Origin of the sequence: Pleomorphomonas diazotrophica (genome assembly GCF_002844595.1) — a bacterium.
GTDB lineage: Bacteria > Pseudomonadota > Alphaproteobacteria > Rhizobiales > Pleomorphomonadaceae > Pleomorphomonas > Pleomorphomonas diazotrophica.
In genome coordinates, this window is the sequence record NZ_PJNW01000001.1 from 68,992 (window position 1) to 87,281 (window position 18,290).

An 18,290-nucleotide genomic window follows, 5' to 3' on the forward strand; every position below is an offset into this window, starting at 1 on the left:
GGATGTGTCTGGCATGGTCAGCGGTAGACGATATTGGCTTTCTGCCGCAGTTCCTGCGTGAGCTTCTTGGAGGTCTCCTCGCCACGCTTGTCGAGTGCCTCGGCGTCGAGGCCGGCCGTGATGGCTGCCTCGCCGGTCACCGCGATCTTGCTGCAGATCGCATACATCTCGAAGCCGAGATCGGAGCGCTGCGGCGACGTCAGGCGGCCCTCGGCGGTCTTCTCGAGCTCATCCTTGAGGCCGGGCGGCACTTCGCTTGCGAGCTTCCGGCCGACGTTGACGACGGCCACTTCCCGAAGTCCCTTTGCAAGCGCGAGCCCTTCGTTGCAGCTGCGGAACTTGCCGCGCAGGGCTTCGGCCTCGGCCTTGCGACGACCGACCTCCGCCGGCGAGGCGCTGCGCTGCACGGCGAACACGACACGCTGAAGCATGTAGTCGTTGGCGGTGACGGCGTTGGCGTTCTTCTCGCGATTGCGCATCTGCTGGATGAGGTCGGCCGACTCGGTCTTGATATCCTGCTGGATCTTGGCGCGAACGATGCGCCCCCAGACCATCTGGGCGCGGATGCGGTCCTTGAAGGTCTTGATCGGCACGCCGCCGGAACTGAGCGCCCGCTCGAACTGAGGCAGGGTCATCTTGGAGCGCGTGGCGATGCTGGTAAGGGCGGCGATTACCGCGTCCTCGCTGACCACGATGCCGCGCCGCGCCCCGTCCTGAAGGCGAAGCTGCTCGTCGATCAGCTCCTCCTGCGCCGTCTTGGCGGCGGCGCCGGCGGGGAGACGCATGGCGAGCTGCAGCAGACGCGTACGCGCCTGCACATCCATCGTGGTAATGGCCTGATCGTTGACGATCACCTTGATGGTGCTTGCCGCCTGAGCGGGGGCGATGAAGGCGACGCCTGCCGGCGACAGCGCGACCACCGCGGCAATGGTGGCGGCCAGGAGCGCGCCCCGCGTTTTCCTCGCGATCGTCACGATATGCAGCATTTCTACCTTCTCCACCCGTTACTGTCCGAACCGTGGGAGCATCTAGCAGCGGAATTTGTCAAGTCGATGATCCGCCAAATCGGCAGCGACAGCGCCCGAATGCACTAATTGTCGATGCCGAACGAGGTCCCGACCTCGCCGAGCGTCCGGAAGCCGGCACGGAGATAGAAGATCTGATCGCTCGGGTTGGTGGTCAGGTCGTTCGAGTAGGAGAAGGATATCGAGAACTCTTCCGCGTCGTAGGCCAGACCCAGCGCGTGCCGGACAAACTCGTCCCTGATGAGGTCGTAACGGCTTGAGCCGAAGACGCGCCAGTTTTCGGACAGCCGAAGGCTGGCGGCCGCTTGCAGTTCCGAACGGTCATCCTCGATCCCGAGGTCGGGCTGCGAGCGGATGAAGGCGTAGGTCAAGGCCGCTGTCAGCGGCCCGCCGATGCCGAGAATCTGGCTGTCGAAGCGGTTGACCTCGAAATTCTGGTTGTCGAAGCGTACGCCGCTGCTGGCCAGGAAGCCGGTTTTGGTACTGAGGCTGAGCCCGGCGACATAGTCGGAGACGTCGGATTCGAGGCCCGAATATGAACCGGTGCTGTATTGGGTCGCCTTGGCGAAGGAATTGACGCCGGCGAGCTGGAACGACTGGCCGAAGGTGCCGCTGACGCCGAAACCGTGCTTGAAGGAACCGGAATAGCGGAAGCCGACATTGGCGCGGGTTCCGCCTTCGACGCGATCGTAGCCGGAGAACTTGTCGTAGTCGAACAGGCTGTTGGCGTCGAAAACGAGGCTCTGCGCGTCCTCGTTGGGAATATAGGTGGCTTCGAGCTCGTTCGGGCGGACGATCAACTGGGCAATCGGCTCGATGATCTGATTGCCGACGGACGAGGTCATTGCCACCGGATAGCTGTATTCGAGGCCGGCCGCCGGCATGCCGCGCACGATCAGCCCGCTCGACGTTTCCGGCAGAACGCTGCTGTTGTGCGGGTCTGAGAAGATCGCGTCGCCGCGGAAATAGAGGAATGGCGTCGTTACGCCGCCGGTCTGGTCGACCATGCGACGGCGCCACATGGCGTCGATGCTGAGACGGTCGAACGTGCCGGCCGCAGCGCGCACGCGGGTCGCCTCGCCGGGATCGAACACGCCGTTGCCGTTGCTGTCGATCTGGTAGATGTCGTCCCGGGTGCGGGTGATGTTGCTGAAGTTGGTCGCCAGCGACGCCTCACCGCCCCAGATCGGGTCCTTTGCATAGATCTTGTGGTCGATCACCGGATAGACGTAGGCCTGCTTTTCCTGCAGGTCGTGGTACTGCTCGAGCGGCGAGGTCTGGGAATCTTCCTGCTGCACGAACAGGCCGTAGGCCGTCATGTCGAAGCGGTTCCGGTCGCGGACGCCCGTCAGATAGACCTTGTTGACCGCGACGTCGGAGTTGCCGTGCTCGAGATCGTAGTTGTCCATGAAGGTGGTGTCGCTCGCCACCGCGAGGTCCCAGCCCCATGACCAGTTCTTGTTGATGGTGAAATTGCCGACCGATTCCACCGAACCTCGCCAGAGCTCATCTCCGGCCCGGCCGGCGAAGGCGTCCGGATCGTTCTGGTGGATGCCCGACAGGGTGATCGTGTATTCGCCGCCCTTGAGCCGCTGCCGCCATTCACCCGAAAACAGCAGGCCCTGACGGGTATAGACCGTGGGGGTCAGCGTCAGGCCATAGCTCGGATCGAGCGCCACGTAATAGGGAACCTTGACCGAATAGCCGAGCGTGTTGCTGCTCTTGATGCTCGGTGTCAGGACACCGGTCTTCTGTTTCACCGACGGGTCGGGTTGCGACAGCACGGGCACCCATGCGAGCGGCATGCCCAGGAACTCGAAGGTGGCATTCTCGAAGACGATCGTCTGTTCCTTCTGCTTGTGCAGAATGCGATTCGCCCTGATCTGCCAGATCGGCTTCTTGCCCTTCACGCCATTGCAGTCGACGCAGGGCAGAAACGTGCCGTCGTTGAAGACCGTAACGTTGTCGTTGCTTCGCGTGGCGTTGCGCGCCGTGAAGGCGATTCGCTCGGATGTGACGAGCTCGAGCCCTTCGGCAACGCCGGTGGCAAGGTCGTTGTCGAGATCGATGCGATCGCCGTGAGCGACATTGCCGGCGGGGTCGGTGATCTCGACGTTGCCGGTCGCCGTCACACGCTTGCTCTTTCGGTCGACGATCACCTCGTCGGCCACCACCACATGATTGAGATAATAGATGACCACGCGACCGGTCGCGGTGACCGAGTCGGAATCCATGTCGTAGGCGACGGTGTCGGCCTCGACCATCATCTTCTCGTCGCCGCTGGGCTGCTCGGCCGAGCTGATCATGCCCGTCAGCGAGGCGTTACTGGTCAGGAACTGCGCAAGAGCACCGGCGGGCAGGAAGACGAGAATCGTCACTGCCACGCCGCACAGAAGGCGCGCGGCGGCCGTCGGCTCCGATGCCTGCGATACGACAGATCTACGCACGCTCACCCATCCTCGCGGAACAACAGAACCGTGGAACCCAGCAAGATCGCCACAACCGAGGGTGCCCACGCTGCGAGGACCGGCGACACCAGCCCCTCGCTGCCCAGCGAACGGGCAACCTCGATGACGACATAAAGCACGAAGCCAGCGACGACGCCACCGAGAATCATCTTCTCGCCACCGCCATATCGTGCAAATCCCAGAGACACTGTTGCAGCGATGAGAACCATCGACGCGAGCAGCAGCGGTCGTGCCAGGAGCGATTGATACTGAAGGCTGAATCTGTTTGCCGGCAGCGACGAGGCGCGCGCCTGGGCGATGGCATCCGGCAACTGCCAGAAGGAGATGCTGTCGGGCGAACCAAGGCCGCCGGCGACCTGTTCTGCCGTCAGCGCCGTGGGCAGGAAATAGTGATCGTGGTGCTTCGGAACGCCGCTGCTTTGGGTGACCGTCACCTCGGAGAGGTTCCAGCGTCCGGGTTCGATCTGCCCGATTCGCGCTTCGACGCGCTCTGCGAGCATGCCGTCCGCGCCGAACACCCAGAACACGGGCTGAAGGATCGTGCGGCCACCGTCCGAAACGCCCTCCGTGTGCAGTACGGCGTTGCCGTCTCCGGTGCGTTGCCGGGTCCAGCTCGGTGTCGCCGATCCCGACAGCAGGGTGGTCATGACGCTCGCACGCGATCCGACGAGAATCTCGCTCGACAGATTGCGGGCCAGAGTTGAGAGCGGGTTGTAGATCACCGATGCGACGATGCCGAGCGCGAGTGCGAAAACGAGAGCCGGCATCATGAACTGCCAGACGGAAAGACCAGCCGCGCGCACGATCATCAGTTCGGAGCCGCGCGACAGCGTCACGAAGGCGGCGATCGAGCCGAGCAGCACGGCGAAGGGCAGGACCTGCTCCATGAGGGCCGGTACGCGCAGGGCCGAGGCGGCGATGGAAAGCGGCACCGAAATGTCGTCACGCCCCCCCGTCGAGCGCAGCACCTCGATGGCGTCGATCAGGAAGACCAGCACGGAAATGCCGATGAAGACGCCCAGGATCCACCCGGCGAAGCGCAGCGTGAAATAGGTGCCAAGCGACCGGCCAATCATCAGGCAGTCTCCCGCCGGCGGGTCATCGCCCGCCGGAGGCGGTCGATCAGCTTGTCGGCAAAGCCAGTGGAGACGACCGGATGGACGCCGACGGCGATCATCACGGCGAAGACGAGGGTCAGCAGCGTTGGCGCTACGATGGCCATGAAGGAAATCTCGGGCGTTCCCTTGGAAATCCCCATCACGGCGAATCCGAGCACGCGGACCACCGAGCCGACGATGAGCGCCATGGTCACCGGGAGCGTCTGACCGCGGCGGTTGCTGGTCGGAAAACCGAGGAACAGGAACACGGCGAGCGTTTGCGCCAGGGGATAGATCGGTTCGGCGATGCGATTGAGGATTTCCGGCGTGATCTCCGGATTGTCATCGGTCTTGCGCAGCTCGATGAGCTCGGCCAGCGTCCGTTCCGACAGGCCGTAGCTGGCGTCGCCGGCCTTGGAGGTGAGCTGGCTGAGGTCGAAGGCGTAGGAGCCGAAGGTGACGAAGGTGTTGGCGCCGCTGCCTTTGGCTTTCCGCTCGACGGTGCCCTGTTCCATCACGATCATCGATCGTCCCGTCACCTCGGCCACGCGGCCGCGCTTGGCGGTATAGGTATAGGAGAACTCGGGGCTGCGATTGTCGAGGATGAACAGGTCGAGCAGGGACCCGTCGCCGTCGCGATTGCGAATATGGAAGGTCAGACCTGCGTCGACCTCCGTGAACCGGCCGGGCTGGATGACGTTGGCGACGATATCGGCCCGCACGGTCTGCATCATGTCGTAGACGGAGCGCGACGAACTGGGGTTGAGCCAGAAGGCCAGCATGCCGACGAAGACGGAGACCGCCAGCGCTGCGGCAATGAAGGGCAGGGCGAAGCGCCTCTGCGACACGCCGGCCGCCGTGATCGCTACGATGCCGCTGTCGGCCTGAAGGCGCTGCAGCACCAGAACCAGCGCCACGACGAGCGCGAAGGGCGCCACCACGCCGAGGACGCGCGGCATCGACAGCATGGTGAGGCCGAGATAGACGGCGATGGCCTGTCCCTTGGCGGTCACGAGGTCGAAGCGGCGTAGCGCCTGCGTCACCCATGCGATGCCGGCGAGCGTCAGCATCACGCCTAGGAAGGCGTAGAGCGTTCGCGAAAAGAGGTAGGTGCCGAAACGCCGCATCGTTAACCCATGTCGAGCCTGCCGAGGGCAGGACAGCCCAGGCTAGCAGCCCTATAGTGAATTCTTCCTTCCCGAAAAGGGTAAATTTTCGAGATCCGTCTCCTGGCCGATGACGGCAAGCGCGTCGGACTGCAACTCCCGGCTTGCTCTCTCATCCATCAAGCGCCACATTCGCCCGGCATGCCCGAACCGCGCCCGCTGATGGGTGCCCGGTAATCAGGAAGAAATCATGGCGGTTGCTCCCACTCTTTCTTTTTCCAAGACGCTCGAGGCCGATGCCCCGGTGCTGGTCGTTTTCGTTGATCCGGACAACAAGGCCGGCCCGATGGGGAGCGCTGTGCTTGAGCAGTTGGCTGGCGGTCTCGACCGCGCCGTGGCGGCGACCGGCTTCTCGGGCAAGCCCGGTTCCTTTCTCGACATTCTCGCCCCCGCCGGTCTTTCGGCCGGGCGACTGATTCTGGTCGGCGTCGGACCCACGGCCGAGTTTGACGACAAGGCGGCCTTGAAGCTTGGCGGCCAGGTTTACGGCAAGCTGAAGGAGATCAAGGCCAAGGCGGCGTCGGTGATTCTCGAGACGACCGGCGGGACGCTCACGCCTGAACTCGGTGCCGAGTTTCTGCTGGGTCTGCGTCTGCGCGCCTATGAGTTCGACAAGTACAAGACGGTGAAGAAGGAGGATGCGCCCGGCGTCGTTGCCATCACTGTCGTTGCCGAGCATTCCGGCAAGCTCAAGAAGGCCTGGGCAGAGACAGAGGCGGTGGCCGAGGGCGTGGTGATTGCTCGCGATCTCGTCCATGAAGCGCCCAACGCGCTGGGGCCGCAGGAGTTTGCCGCAGAGGCCGAGAAGCTGAAGAAGCTTGGCGTCGACGTGGAGGTGCTCGGCGAGAAGGACCTCAGGAAGATTGGCATGGGCGCGCTGCTCGCGGTGGCGCAGGGCTCCGTCCGGCCGCCGCGCGTCGTCATCATGAAATGGAACGGCGGCAAAAGCGACGATCGCCCGGCCGTGTTCATCGGTAAGGGCCTCGTCTTCGATTCGGGCGGCATCTCCATCAAGCCGGCTGCCGGCATGGAGGACATGAAGGCCGACATGGGCGGCGCAGCGGCCGTCACCGGCCTGTTCCGCGCGCTGGCCGGCCGCAAGGCCAAGGTCAACGCCATCGGCATCCTCGGCATCGTCGAGAACATGCCGGACGGCGGCTCCTACCGCCCCGGTGACATCCTGACCTCGCTGTCGGGGCAGACCATCGAGGTGGTCAATACCGACGCCGAGGGGCGTCTCGTGCTGGCCGACATCCTGACCTACGCGGCCGACCGCTTCAAACCGGCCTTCATGATCAATCTCGCGACGCTGACCGGTGCCATTCTGGTGGCGCTCGGCGGGCAGATGGCCGGCCTGTTCTCCAACGACGACCAGTTGGCCGGCGACCTCCTCAAGGCCGGCGAGGACAGCGGCGAGCGTCTGTGGCGCATGCCGATGGGCCCCGAGTATGACAAGCTGATCGACAGCCGCTTCGCCGACATGAAGAACTCCGGCGGCCGCAACGCCGGCTCGATCACGGCGGCGCAGTTCCTGAAGCGCTTCGTCGGCGAGACGCCCTGGGCGCATCTCGATATCGCTGGTACGGCCATGTCGAGCCCCGAGACGGACATCAATAAAGCCTGGGCGTCAGGCTACGGCGTCCGCCTGCTCGACCGTCTGGTGCGCAACCGCTTCGAGAGCTGACGAACCCGGCCGGCCCCTCCGGGAGCCGGCCACCTCCCTTGCCGAGCCACGGATCGATGACCGAAGCCCTGTTCTATCACCTGGACGGTCAGCCGCTGGAACGGGTTCTGCCGGTGCTCCTGCAGAAGTCGGTCGAACGTGGCTGGCGCGTGGTCGTCGAGGCGGGGACGCCGGAGCGGCTCGCCGCCCTCGACGGTCATCTCTGGACGTTCGACGACGCCGCCTTTCTTCCGCATGGAACGGCGACGGATGGTCACGCCGCGTTGCAGCCGGTCTATCTCGCCGCCGGCCCGGAAACGCCCAATGGCGCCACCGTTCGCTTTTTGGTCGATCGGGCTCCGCCGCCTGAGGATCCCGAGCGTTACGAGCGTCTCGTGCTGATCTTCGACGGCACCGATGAGGCGGCACTCCTCGAAGCGCGCGCCGCCTGGAAGTCGCTCAAGGAGCGTGGGCTTGACGTCACCTACTGGCAGCAGGATGGCGAAGGGCGGTGGACGCGCAAGGCATGAAATCGGACCGATATCCCAGCGACCCTGTTTGTCGCCCGAAAAAGACCTCTCACATTCCCACCCGGTCTCGGCTAGAACCACCATCATGAACACCGTCGTCCGCTTCGCGCCATCCCCCACCGGCAACATCCACATCGGCAATGCCCGCCCGGCCCTGTTCAACTGGCTGTTCGCGCTGAAGACCGGCGGCCGGTTCATCCTGCGATTCGACGATACCGACCGTGCGCGCTCGACCGAGGAGTACGCGGCGAACATCGCCGCCGATCTCTCCTGGCTGGGCATCCGGCCGCATTCCTCCTTCCGGCAGTCCGATCGGCTCGACCGTTACGCGGCCGCCAAGGCTGATCTCATTGCCAAGGGATTGCTCTATCCCTGCTACGAAACCGCCGAGGAGCTGGAATATGCGCGCAAGCGCCGGCTGGCCCGCCACCTGCCGCCCATCTACGATCGGGCCGCGCTGAGGCTGACCGACGCCGACCGCGCCCGCCTGGAGGCGGAGGGGCGGCAGCCGCACTGGCGCTTTCTGCTGCCCAACTTCGACGGCGATCCGCTGGCGCCGAGCCGCCATGAGGTGCATTGGCACGATCTCTGCCGCGGCGAGGAGACGGTCGATCTCGCCTCGCTGTCCGATCCCGTGCTGATCCGGGCGGATGGCACCTATCTCTATACGCTGACCTCGGTGGTCGACGACATCGACACCTCCGTCACCCACATCATCCGGGGAAGCGACCACATCACCAACACCGGCGTTCAGATTGCCCTGTTCGAGGCGCTGGGCGGGACCGTGCCGGTCTTCGCCCATCACAACCTCCTGACCGACGCCACGGGCGAAGGCTTCTCCAAGCGAACCGGATCCTTGTCGCTTCGTACCATGCGTGCCGAGGGATACGAGCCGGAGGCGGTGGCCTCGCTCGCCGTCAACGTCGGCACCTCGCACGCCGTCGAAAAGGTCGGATCGCTGGCCGAGCTCGCCGCCGACTTCGACCTCGCCTCGGTTTCGCGCTCGTCCGCCCGCTTCGATTTGAACGAACTCAAGACATTGAACGCCCGCATCGTTCACGGTCTCGACTTCGCCACCGTTCAGAAGCGATTGACCGATCTCGGCATTCCCGCCCATCCGGCCTTCTGGCAGGCGGTGAAGGGCAACTGCATGCGCATTGCCGACGCGGCGGACTGGTGGAAGCTGATTACGGGTCCGGTATCGGGTCTAGTCGACGAGGGCGACCGAGATTTTCTGGAGGCGGCGAGCGCCGCTCTGCCGCCGGAGCCGTGGACCGACGACAGCTTCCGCGAGTGGACTTCGGTTCTGAAGACCAAGACCGGACGCAAGGGACGCGACCTGTTCTTGCCATTGCGCAAGGCGCTCACCGGTCTGGACCATGGGCCGGAACTGGCGCCGCTCCTGCCTCTGATCGGGGCCAAGGCGGTGAGGGAGCGCCTTTCCGCCGCGATCGGAGGCTGAGCATCACATGATCCACGCAGGGAGAGGGACGATCTGGCGCTGGCTCGTCTTGCCTGTCGTCCTCTGCCTTTTGGCGCTCACTGAAGCCCGGGCGGACGATTCGGCCTGTGATCCGCTCGCGATCGATCTCACCCTGACGCCGGCGCGAACGCAGCTCTACTCGGGCCTCAGGGAAACGGTGAAAGTGCAGGCGGCCCGTCCCGACCGGGCCGATGTCGTGCTGATCGGCGACTCACTGTTCGCGGGCTGGCGCACCGATCTGCCGACCACGTTCCCATCCACCACCGTCTACGACTTCTCCGCAGGCGGCGACAGGATACCCAATGCGCTCTGGCGCCTTGAAAATACAGACCTTTCCTCGCTTCTCCCCTCGGCCGCCGCGCTTCTGATCGGCACCAACGACCTTGCCGCGGGCACGCCGGCCTGCGCCATAGCGACGGGAATCGAGACGGTCGCCAAAAAGCTACGCGCCCTGTGGCCGGAGACCCCCGTGCTCGTGCTGACCATTCCGCCGCGCGGCGCCGATTTTCACTCTCTCGACGATCGCCGGCTGGAGGTGAACAAGGCGATTGCCGGGTTCGCGGGGCGTCTGGGCAATGTGTATGCCGTCGCGATCGACGACGACGCCTTCACCTGCGGGCAATATGGCAAGCCGCGTCCCGCTGGTAACGCTGCGGCTCCCCGGCTTTCCTGCGACAACTATGCGGACGACAATCTGCATTTCACCCAGAAGGGCTACGTGGAGCTCGGCCGCATGTTGCAAGGTGCTGCCCGTAAAGCACTTGGCAAAGCCATCCTCCGCTAAAGGGGGGTTGGCCGGCTGCGAAAGGCACTTATATGTCCGGCATGCGGCCGGAACCGATCCGGCTCGCCGAAAGTCGGGATGCCCTGGACATGCGTGATGCCGTGAAGTCGTTCTTGGGTCTGGTCGCCCTTGGTTGCGCCCTCGTCGTTCCCTCGCTCGCGACGGCGTCCGACGATCCGGACCTGATCTTCAAGCGGTCGACGGTCTGGCACTTCCTGACGCCAGATCACAAGCTTGCCGTCTATGCCATCGATGATCCCGTGGTGGACGGCGTTGCTTGCCATTTCACGCTGCCGGAGAAGGGTGGTGTTTCGGGCATGCTCGGCCTTGCCGAGGAGACATCGGACGTTTCGCTGGCCTGCCGGCAGGTCGGCCCGATCAGCTTCAAGGAAAAGTTCGAGCAGGGCTCCGACATGTATCGCCAGAGCCGCTCGCTGTTCTTCAAGAAGATGCAGATCGTCCGCGGCTGTGACGCCAAACGCAACGTCTTGGTCTACCTCGTCTATTCGGACAAGCTGATCGAGGGCAGCCCGAAGAACTCCACCTCCAGCGTCCCCATCATGCCCTGGGGCGACACACCGGCGCAGAAGTGCAGCGATTGGCTGGACTGAGATCGCAACGTCCGGCTGGTTCGCATCGCCGCCCGCTCGCGCAGGCGGCGTTTTTTTGCCGCTTCCCTTGACGGCGAACCGCGTTTCGCGGCATATCGGCGGCCATGTTCCGGGACGCGCGCATCACCATTACCGCTAGCATTATTTGTGGCTGAGCTTCACGCCGGCCGCGGACGTCCCCGTCACGATCTTTCCAAAGACCAGAACGGATGATGGCTTCCCCCGGCCGGCCCGGCGGTAACCTGTTCTTGCGCGTTCCATGGCGAGGGGAGACGGGCTTTTGGCACTCAGGCTCTACAACACGCTGACGCGTGGCAAGGACGATTTCGTTCCGATCGACGCAGGCAACGTCCGCATGTATGTCTGCGGCCCCACCGTCTACGACTTCGCTCACATCGGCAACGCCCGGCCGGTGATCGTCTTCGACGTGCTCTACCGCCTGCTGCGCCACCTCTATGGCGAGACGCATGTCACCTACGTGCGCAACATCACCGACGTCGACGACAAGATCAACGCTCGCGCCGCCCGCGACTATCCGGGCGTGGCGCCCGTTGAGGCGATCCGCGACCTGACCGAGAAGACCTATGCCCAGTTCGAGCAGGACGTCACCGAGCTGGGCTGCCTCAAGCCGACGGTGACGCCGCGCGCCACCGAGCATATCGCCGAGATGATCGCCATCATCGAGCGGCTGATCGCCGGTGGCTTCGCCTATGTCGCCGAGGGGCATGCGCTGTTCCACGTGCCGGCCATGCCCGACTACGGCAAGCTCGCCCGCCGGTCGCTCGATGACATGATGGCAGGCGCCCGCGTCGAGGTGGCACCCTACAAGCGCGACCCGATGGACTTCGTCCTGTGGAAGCCGTCGTCGGACGACGAACCCGGTTGGCAGAGCCCGTGGGGCAGGGGACGCCCCGGCTGGCACATCGAGTGCTCGGCCATGAGCTGGAAGCACCTCGGCGAGACTTTCGACATCCACGGCGGCGGCGTCGATCTCGTCTTCCCCCATCACGAGAACGAGGTGGCCCAGTCGCGGTGCGCCTTCCACAAGGATGTGATGGCCAACGTCTTCATGCACAACGGCTTCCTGCAGGTCGAAGGCGAGAAGATGTCGAAGTCGCTCGGCAACTTCTTCACCATCCGCGAGCTGCTCGACGACTGGCCGGGCGAGGTGCTGCGTTTCAACATGCTGAAGACCCACTATCGCCAGCCCATCGACTTCACCGTCAAGGGCCTGGAAGAGGGGTGGAAGACGCTCGACGAATGGTACGCCATCGCCGCTGACGTGGCTCCGGGCCAGCCGGCCGAAGGGTTGATCGAGGCGCTCAGCGACGACCTCAACACCGCCAAGGCCATCGCCGAGCTGCACGCCGTCAAGGGCGATCCTGCGACGCTCTCGGCCTCGTTGCGGCTTCTCGGTTTCCTTGGCGAGAGCGCGGCGGACTGGGCATCGCGTCGTCCGACCGCCGACATCGACGAGGCCAGGGTCAACGCGCTGATCGCCGCCCGCCTTGACGCGCGCAAGGCCAAGAACTTTGCCGAAAGCGATCGCATTCGTGACGAGCTCGCCGCCATGGGCGTCGTGCTGAAGGATACAAAGAACAAGGACACTGGCGAGATCGAAACCAGTTGGGACGTGAAGAGGTAGGCTTCTCAACGCTTCGGGAGGAAACGTCATGACCATTCTGACCGGCGGCTGCCAGTGTGGCGCCATCCGCTTTTCCTGCGACGGCGACAAGATCTCTTCCGTGTCGATCTGCCATTGCCGCATGTGCCAGAAGGCCGTCGGTAACTACTTCGCCCCCTTCGTGGCCTTCGAGGTGGGCGGGGTCAACTGGACGCGCGGCAACCGCAAGCTCTATCGCTCGTCCAACCATGTCTCGCGTGCCTTCTGCGCCGATTGCGGCACGCCACTGACCTACGAAGCCGACGGCTACGAGCCGTCGATCGCCGGCGGCGCCTTTGACGACCCGGCGGCCCTGCCGCCGACCGTCCAATATGGTGTCGAGGCCGAACTCCCCTTCACCGCGAGCCTGCCCTCCCTGAAGCGCGTTCGCACCGACGAGGGCTTTGAGGGCACAGAGTTCGTCGCCGACGTGATTTCCAACCAGCATCCCGACCATGACACGGCCGTCTGGCCGTTGCCGAAAGCCTGAATGATGACCGAACTGCGCTGCTACTATCCGGAGATCGAACCCTTTGAGACCGGCATGCTTGATGTCGGCGACGGCCACCAGGTCTACTGGGAACGCGTCGGCCGCAAGGGCGGCAAGCCGGCCGTCTTCCTGCACGGCGGTCCGGGCGGTGGCTGCTCGCCCAACCAGAGGCGCGTGTTCGACCCTGCCAGATACGACGTCATCCTGTTCGACCAGCGCGGCTGCGGCCGCTCGACGCCGCATGCCTCGCTGGAGGCCAACACCACCTGGCATCTCGTCGAGGACATCGAACGCCTCCGCAAGATGATCGGCGTCGACAAGTGGCAGGTGTTCGGCGGCTCCTGGGGCTCGACGTTGGCGCTCGCCTATGCCGAGACGCACCCCGAGCGCGTCACCGAGCTGGTGCTGCGCGGTATCTTCGGTCTGCGCGATTTCGAGCTGAAGTGGTTCTATCAATACGGCGCGTCGCTGATCCACCCCGAGAAGTTCGAGCCGTTCCGCGAGCATATCCCGGAGGACGAGCGCCACGATCTGATCGCCGCCTATCGCCGCCGGCTCATCTCCGAGGATCGCGCGACGCGGCTCGCCGCCGCCCGCGTGTGGTCGCTCTGGGAGGGCTCGACGCTGACGCTGTTTCCCAATGCCGAGGTCACCTCCGGCTTCGTCGATGACGAGTTCGCTCTGGCCTTCGCTCGGATCGAGAACCACTATTTCGTGCATGAGGGATGGATGCGCCCCGGTCAGCTCTTCGAGGACGCCGGCAAGCTGAAGGGGATTCCGGGTGTCATCGTTCACGGGCGCTATGACATGTGCACGCCGCTGCAGAATGCCTGGGACCTCCACAAGGCCTGGCCGGAGGCGGATCTTCGCATCGTCGAGGGGGCGGGGCACTCGCTGGTCGAGCCTGGCCTGCTGCACGAACTGATCTCGGCGACCGACCGCTTCGCGGAGTGACATGAAACCTGATGGCGAGCGGTTGCCGCTCGCCAGTTCTCAAACGAGTTCGCGACCATGACGGACAAGGCCCGCCTCTATCTCTATGACACGACACTGCGTGACGGCGCCCAGACCTCGGGCATCGACTTCTCCGTCGAGGAGAAGATCATCGTCGCGCATCTCCTGGAGGACCTGGGCTTCTCCTACATCGAGGGCGGCTACCCCGGCGCCAACCCGACCGACGACGCCTTCTTCTCCGAGAGGCGGGTGACCAAGGCACGCTTCGCCGCCTTCGGCATGACCAAGCGCCCCGGCGTGTCGCTGTCCAATGATCCGGGCGTCGCCGCACTGCTCGCCGCCCCGGTGGATGCGGTGACCTTCGTTGCCAAGTCCTGGGACTATCACGTCGATGTCGCTCTGAAGACGACGCTCGAAGACAATCTCGACTGCATCCGTCAGTCCGTCGAGGCCGCCGTGAAGGCCGGCCGCGAGGCCATCGTCGACTGCGAGCACTTCTTCGACGGCTACAAGGCCAACCCGGCCTATGCGCTGGACTGCGCCAGAACCGCCTTCGAGGCCGGTGCCCGCTGGGTGGTGTTGTGCGACACCAATGGCGGCTCCATGCCGCACGAGGTAACGGATATCGTAACGGCGGTGGTAAAACTGGTGCCGGGTGATCATCTCGGCATCCACGCCCATGACGACACCGGGCAGGCGGTGGCCAACTCGCTCGCCGCCATCCGCGCCGGCGTCCGGCAGGTGCAGGGCACGCTCAACGGTATCGGCGAGCGCTGCGGCAACGCCAATCTCACCACCATCCTGCCGACGCTGGTGCTGAAGGACGAGTTTGCCCAGCGGTACGACACTGGCGTGACGGTGGAGCAGTTGAAGACGCTGACGCAGCTGTCGCGGGCGTTCGACGAGATCATCAATCGCGCCCCTAACCGCCATGCGCCCTATGTCGGCCTCTCCGCCTTCGCCACCAAGGCCGGCATCCACGCCTCCGCCATCCTGAAGGATCCGCGGACCTACGAGCACGTCAGCCCCGACAGCGTCGGCAACCGCCGTCGCCTGCTGGTCTCCGATCAGGCCGGTCGCTCGAACCTGTTCGCCGAGCTCGACCGGCTCGGCATCACCTACAGCAAGACCGATCGCCGGCTGACCGGCCTCCTCTCGGAACTCAAGGAGCGCGAGGCACGCGGCTATTCCTACGAAGCGGCCGACGCCTCCTTCGAGCTCTTGGCGCTTCGCCACCTCGGCGACGTCCCGCATTTCTATGACGTCATCTCCTACCGCACCATGGTGGAAAGCCGCGTCAACGCCATCGGCGACCGCGTGGTCGTCACCGAGGCGGTGGTCAAGGTGAAGGTGGACCAGGAGATCCTGATGTCGGTGGCCGAGGGCAACGGTCCCGTCAACGCCCTCGATCAGGCGCTGCGCAAGGACATCGGCAAGTATCAGGCGGAAATCGCCGCGCTGGAGCTGGTGGACTACAAGGTGCGCATCCTCAACGGCGGCACCGGCGCCGTGACGCGCGTGCTGATCGAAAGCCTGGACCGCGCCACTGGCCGCCGCTGGTCGACGGTCGGCGTGTCGGCCAACATCGTCGAGGCCTCGTTCGAGGCGCTCAACGATTCCATCACCTACAAGCTCTTGAAGAACGGCAACGCGGGCGCCTGACTACATCCTGGCGATGGTCTCGGCGTCTCCGGCCACTTCGCCGTTATCGCCGGCCGCAGCGAGCACGGTCGGCAGGATGTCGGCGGCCGTCCGGGCCACGTGGTAGCGGATTTCAAAGCCTTCGCGGATGAAGGCCTCGCGATTCATGTGGTGGATCACCTCCACCAGCGGCTGCCAGAAGCCCTCGATGTCGGCGAGCACGATCGGCTTCTTGTGCCGGCCAAGCTGCGCCCAGGTCAGCTGTTCCACCACCTCCTCCAGCGTGCCGATGCCGCCGGGCAGCGTCACGAAAGCGTCGGCCGCCTCGAACATCATGCGCTTGCGGGTATGCATGTCGGGAACGACGTGCAGCTCGTCGACGCCGTCCAGCATCCGCTCGCGGCTCACCAGAAATTCCGGGATGATGCCGGTGACCTTGCCGCCGGCGGCCATCACGGCGCGGGCGGTGGTTCCCATCAGGCCGACGTTGCCGCCGCCGTAGACAAGGCGAATGCCATGCGCCGCCATGTCGGCGCCAAGCCGCTCGGCGGCGGCCACATAAGCGGGATTGCGGCCGTTGGCCGAGCCGCAGAATACACAGATACTGTTGATTTTGGTCATGTCTTCCTTGTCGCATCGCCTTGTCGCGGCCGTCAAGCGGCTGGCTTTGCTGAAAAAGCACGCGGCGGGCCATGATGGCTGCGGTCCGCCTCTCCATGATCGAAAACCCGCAAAAGTGCGGCTTTCTTGCATCGGTGCCTGTGAAATCTGATTAGCTCCTTTTGCGCTCCCAACCTGTAAAGAGCCGCACTTGTGAGCCTAACCATATGAGTATACAGCATGAAAAAATCTGCTCTGCCATGATTTGGCAATGCCGATGCACAAGAGACGCCTTGAAGGTGGCTCAATTCATTGTGTTCGATTGGCCGCGACTCGGTGGATCATCCGGCGTGACTGTCGGCGGTGAACGGATCGACCGGCGGGCACATTTCGGCGAACTGGTCGATGCGGTTGTTTTTGTCGGTGGAGCCGACGGGGGCGTGGACGGGTGATGAACAAGAGACTTCGCACTATTCTGATCGGCGCCGTCGGCGTGATCGTGGTTCTTCTGGCCGGCCTGTTCTCCGGTGCGCTCGACAGCACGCTGCGCCAGCTCAACATAGAGATTGCCGGTCGCCCCGCGCCGCTGGCCGAGACGGTTGCCTCCAGCGAGGTCGTCGCGACGCCGGCACCCGCCAAAACCGACGCCGAGGCGGCCGCGCCCGCCGCTGAAACGGTCGTTCCCATTTTCGATCTCGTTCGTGTCGAGCCGACGGGCGATGCTGTCATTGCCGGGCGAAGCGACCCCGAAGCCAAGGTCGAGATCCTCTCGGGCAAGGATGTCGTCGCCGACGGCAAGGCCAATGATACCGGCTCCTGGGCGATCGTTCTCGCCAATCCCTTGAAGCCGGGTGCCCATGACCTGTCGGTGCGCGCCACCGGCAAGGACGGCAAGGTCGCCTCCTCCGAGCAATCGGTGGCGGTGTCGGTGCCCGAGGGCGGCAATGGCGACGTGCTGGTGGTTCTGAACCAGCCGGGATCACCCTCGACGGTGCTGCAGGTTCCGGGCCTCGAAGAAGCGCAGGCCAAGCTGGCTGACGCCGGCGTCGACCCCGCCCAGGCCGTCAGTGCCGAGCCGGCCGTTGCCGAGGCGCCCGCCGCCGCGCCGGCGCCGGCCGCCGTCGAGCCGCCGACCTCGGCCAGCGCCACGGCGACGGCTACAGCCGGCAACGAGACCATGCCCGCGACGACGGCCGAACCCGCTGCGACGCCGGTTGCCGCCTCGCCGGCCTCGGCGACGGTGGAGATTCCCGCCCCGCCGGCCGACATGACGGCGGCGGCGGCCACGCCTGCGCTGACCCCGGCCCCTCAGGCCGCAACGCCGGCGACCGTCGTGGCGCAAGCCGAGCCGGCTCCGGCCGCGGACAAGCCCGCGACGCCCGCCACGCCTGCGCCCGACGCGGCTGCGACGCCGTCGGTTGAGACGCCTGCCCAACCCGCTCCTGCGGCCCCGGCCGCTGAGCCCGTGGCCCCGGCGGCCGAGCCGGCCGCTCCCGCCGCCGAACCCGCCGCTGCTCCGAAGGTCGAGCCTGCCGCTCCGGCCGTGACCGTCACCATCGACGCCGTCGAGCTCGAGAACGGCAATCGCTTCTACGCCGCAGGGTCCGCGGCGAATGGCGCGGTCATCCGTCTCTACGTCGACGACAAGGCGATCGGCGACACCAAGGCCGACAAGGGGCGCTGGCTCTATCAGGGCCAGGTCGAACTCGCGCCGGGCAAGCACCTCGTCCGCATCGATCAGGTTGGTGCCGACGGCGCGGTCGCCGCTCGTGCCGAGGTGCCGTTCCAGATCGCCGACGACGGTCTTTCGGCTCCGACCCTGGCGTCCGGCGTCGGCTCGGCCCAGGCTGGCGCCGGTTCGGCCGGCGAAGCCAAGCCGGCGGAGCCGGAAACCCTGATCATCCGCCGTGGCGACAATCTCTGGATGATTGCCAAGCGCCTCTACGGCAAGGGCATCCGCTATTCGACGATCTATCAGGCCAACACCGACCAGATCCGCAACCCGGACTTGATCTATCCCGGCCAGGTCTTCGTGATCCCCGAGGGTGACGCCGCCTGGAAGCCGGTCGGGCAGTAACATTCCCGCCATCGTGGGCCGAGGCCATGGCACGCGGT

At 65.1% G+C, this 18,290-nt stretch carries 15 protein-coding genes; 10 read left to right on the forward strand and 5 right to left on the reverse strand.

Features of this window, described 5'->3' with window-relative positions:
- Nucleotides 1-17 precede the first annotated feature (17 nt).
- From CXZ10_RS00390 to CXZ10_RS00405, 4 genes are all read right to left on the reverse strand, one after another.
- Nucleotides 18-986: a SurA N-terminal domain-containing protein gene (locus CXZ10_RS00390; protein WP_101286974.1), complete on the reverse strand. Its 969-nt coding sequence runs from the start codon at nucleotides 984-986 to the stop codon at nucleotides 18-20.
- Nucleotides 987-1,090: 104 nt separating this feature from the next.
- Nucleotides 1,091-3,472 (reverse strand): LPS-assembly protein LptD, encoded by a 2,382-nt coding sequence (locus CXZ10_RS00395; RefSeq protein ID WP_101286975.1) that lies wholly within the window; start codon nucleotides 3,470-3,472, stop codon nucleotides 1,091-1,093.
- 2 nt (nucleotides 3,473-3,474) lie between these two features.
- Nucleotides 3,475-4,569, reverse strand: coding sequence for an LPS export ABC transporter permease LptG (lptG, locus tag CXZ10_RS00400; RefSeq protein ID WP_101286976.1), 1,095 nt, complete (start codon nucleotides 4,567-4,569; stop codon nucleotides 3,475-3,477).
- Nucleotides 4,569-5,717, reverse strand: coding sequence for an LptF/LptG family permease (locus CXZ10_RS00405; RefSeq protein ID WP_101286977.1), 1,149 nt, complete (start codon nucleotides 5,715-5,717; stop codon nucleotides 4,569-4,571). The genes lptG and CXZ10_RS00405 overlap by 1 nt, the downstream gene beginning before the upstream one ends.
- Nucleotides 5,718-5,946: 229 nt before the next feature.
- Between CXZ10_RS00405 and CXZ10_RS00410 the strand changes: the two genes are divergently transcribed.
- The 9 genes from CXZ10_RS00410 (at nucleotide 5,947) to cimA (ending at nucleotide 15,596) form a co-directional block, all read left to right on the forward strand.
- Nucleotides 5,947-7,440 (forward strand): leucyl aminopeptidase, encoded by a 1,494-nt coding sequence (locus CXZ10_RS00410; RefSeq protein WP_101286978.1) that lies wholly within the window; start codon nucleotides 5,947-5,949, stop codon nucleotides 7,438-7,440.
- 56 nt (nucleotides 7,441-7,496) lie between these two features.
- Nucleotides 7,497-7,949 carry a DNA polymerase III subunit chi gene (locus CXZ10_RS00415; RefSeq protein WP_101286979.1) on the forward strand — a complete coding sequence of 151 codons (453 nt, stop codon included), beginning with the start codon at nucleotides 7,497-7,499 and terminating at the stop codon, nucleotides 7,947-7,949.
- Between the two features lie 85 nt (nucleotides 7,950-8,034).
- Nucleotides 8,035-9,411, forward strand: a complete 1,377-nt coding sequence (gltX, locus tag CXZ10_RS00420) for a glutamate--tRNA ligase (protein WP_101286980.1) — start codon at nucleotides 8,035-8,037, stop codon at nucleotides 9,409-9,411.
- A 7-nt stretch (nucleotides 9,412-9,418) separates the two neighbouring features.
- Nucleotides 9,419-10,216 (forward strand): GDSL-type esterase/lipase family protein, encoded by a 798-nt coding sequence (locus CXZ10_RS00425; RefSeq protein WP_101286981.1) that lies wholly within the window; start codon nucleotides 9,419-9,421, stop codon nucleotides 10,214-10,216.
- 89 nt (nucleotides 10,217-10,305) lie between these two features.
- Nucleotides 10,306-10,827, forward strand: coding sequence for a CreA family protein (locus CXZ10_RS00430; RefSeq protein ID WP_101287083.1), 522 nt, complete (start codon nucleotides 10,306-10,308; stop codon nucleotides 10,825-10,827).
- Between the two features lie 280 nt (nucleotides 10,828-11,107).
- Complete coding sequence (gene cysS / locus CXZ10_RS00435) at nucleotides 11,108-12,472, forward strand: cysteine--tRNA ligase (protein WP_101286982.1); 1,365 nt, start codon at nucleotides 11,108-11,110, stop codon at nucleotides 12,470-12,472.
- A 28-nt stretch (nucleotides 12,473-12,500) separates the two neighbouring features.
- Nucleotides 12,501-12,980, forward strand: coding sequence for a GFA family protein (locus tag CXZ10_RS00440; protein ID WP_101286983.1), 480 nt, complete (start codon nucleotides 12,501-12,503; stop codon nucleotides 12,978-12,980).
- Nucleotides 12,981-13,934 (forward strand): prolyl aminopeptidase, encoded by a 954-nt coding sequence (pip, locus tag CXZ10_RS00445; protein ID WP_101286984.1) that lies wholly within the window; start codon nucleotides 12,981-12,983, stop codon nucleotides 13,932-13,934.
- Nucleotides 13,935-13,991: 57 nt separating this feature from the next.
- Complete coding sequence (gene cimA, locus CXZ10_RS00450) at nucleotides 13,992-15,596, forward strand: citramalate synthase (RefSeq protein WP_101286985.1); 1,605 nt, start codon at nucleotides 13,992-13,994, stop codon at nucleotides 15,594-15,596.
- Here the strand turns inward: cimA and CXZ10_RS00455 are convergent, their stop codons facing one another.
- Nucleotides 15,597-16,196, reverse strand: coding sequence for an LOG family protein (locus CXZ10_RS00455; protein WP_101286986.1), 600 nt, complete (start codon nucleotides 16,194-16,196; stop codon nucleotides 15,597-15,599). It abuts the gene before it with no gap.
- Nucleotides 16,197-16,626: 430 nt separating this feature from the next.
- Here CXZ10_RS00455 and CXZ10_RS00460 point away from each other — a divergent pair, with 430 nt between their 5' ends.
- Nucleotides 16,627-18,252 (forward strand): LysM peptidoglycan-binding domain-containing protein, encoded by a 1,626-nt coding sequence (locus tag CXZ10_RS00460; protein WP_101286987.1) that lies wholly within the window; start codon nucleotides 16,627-16,629, stop codon nucleotides 18,250-18,252.
- Nucleotides 18,253-18,290 lie beyond the last annotated feature (38 nt).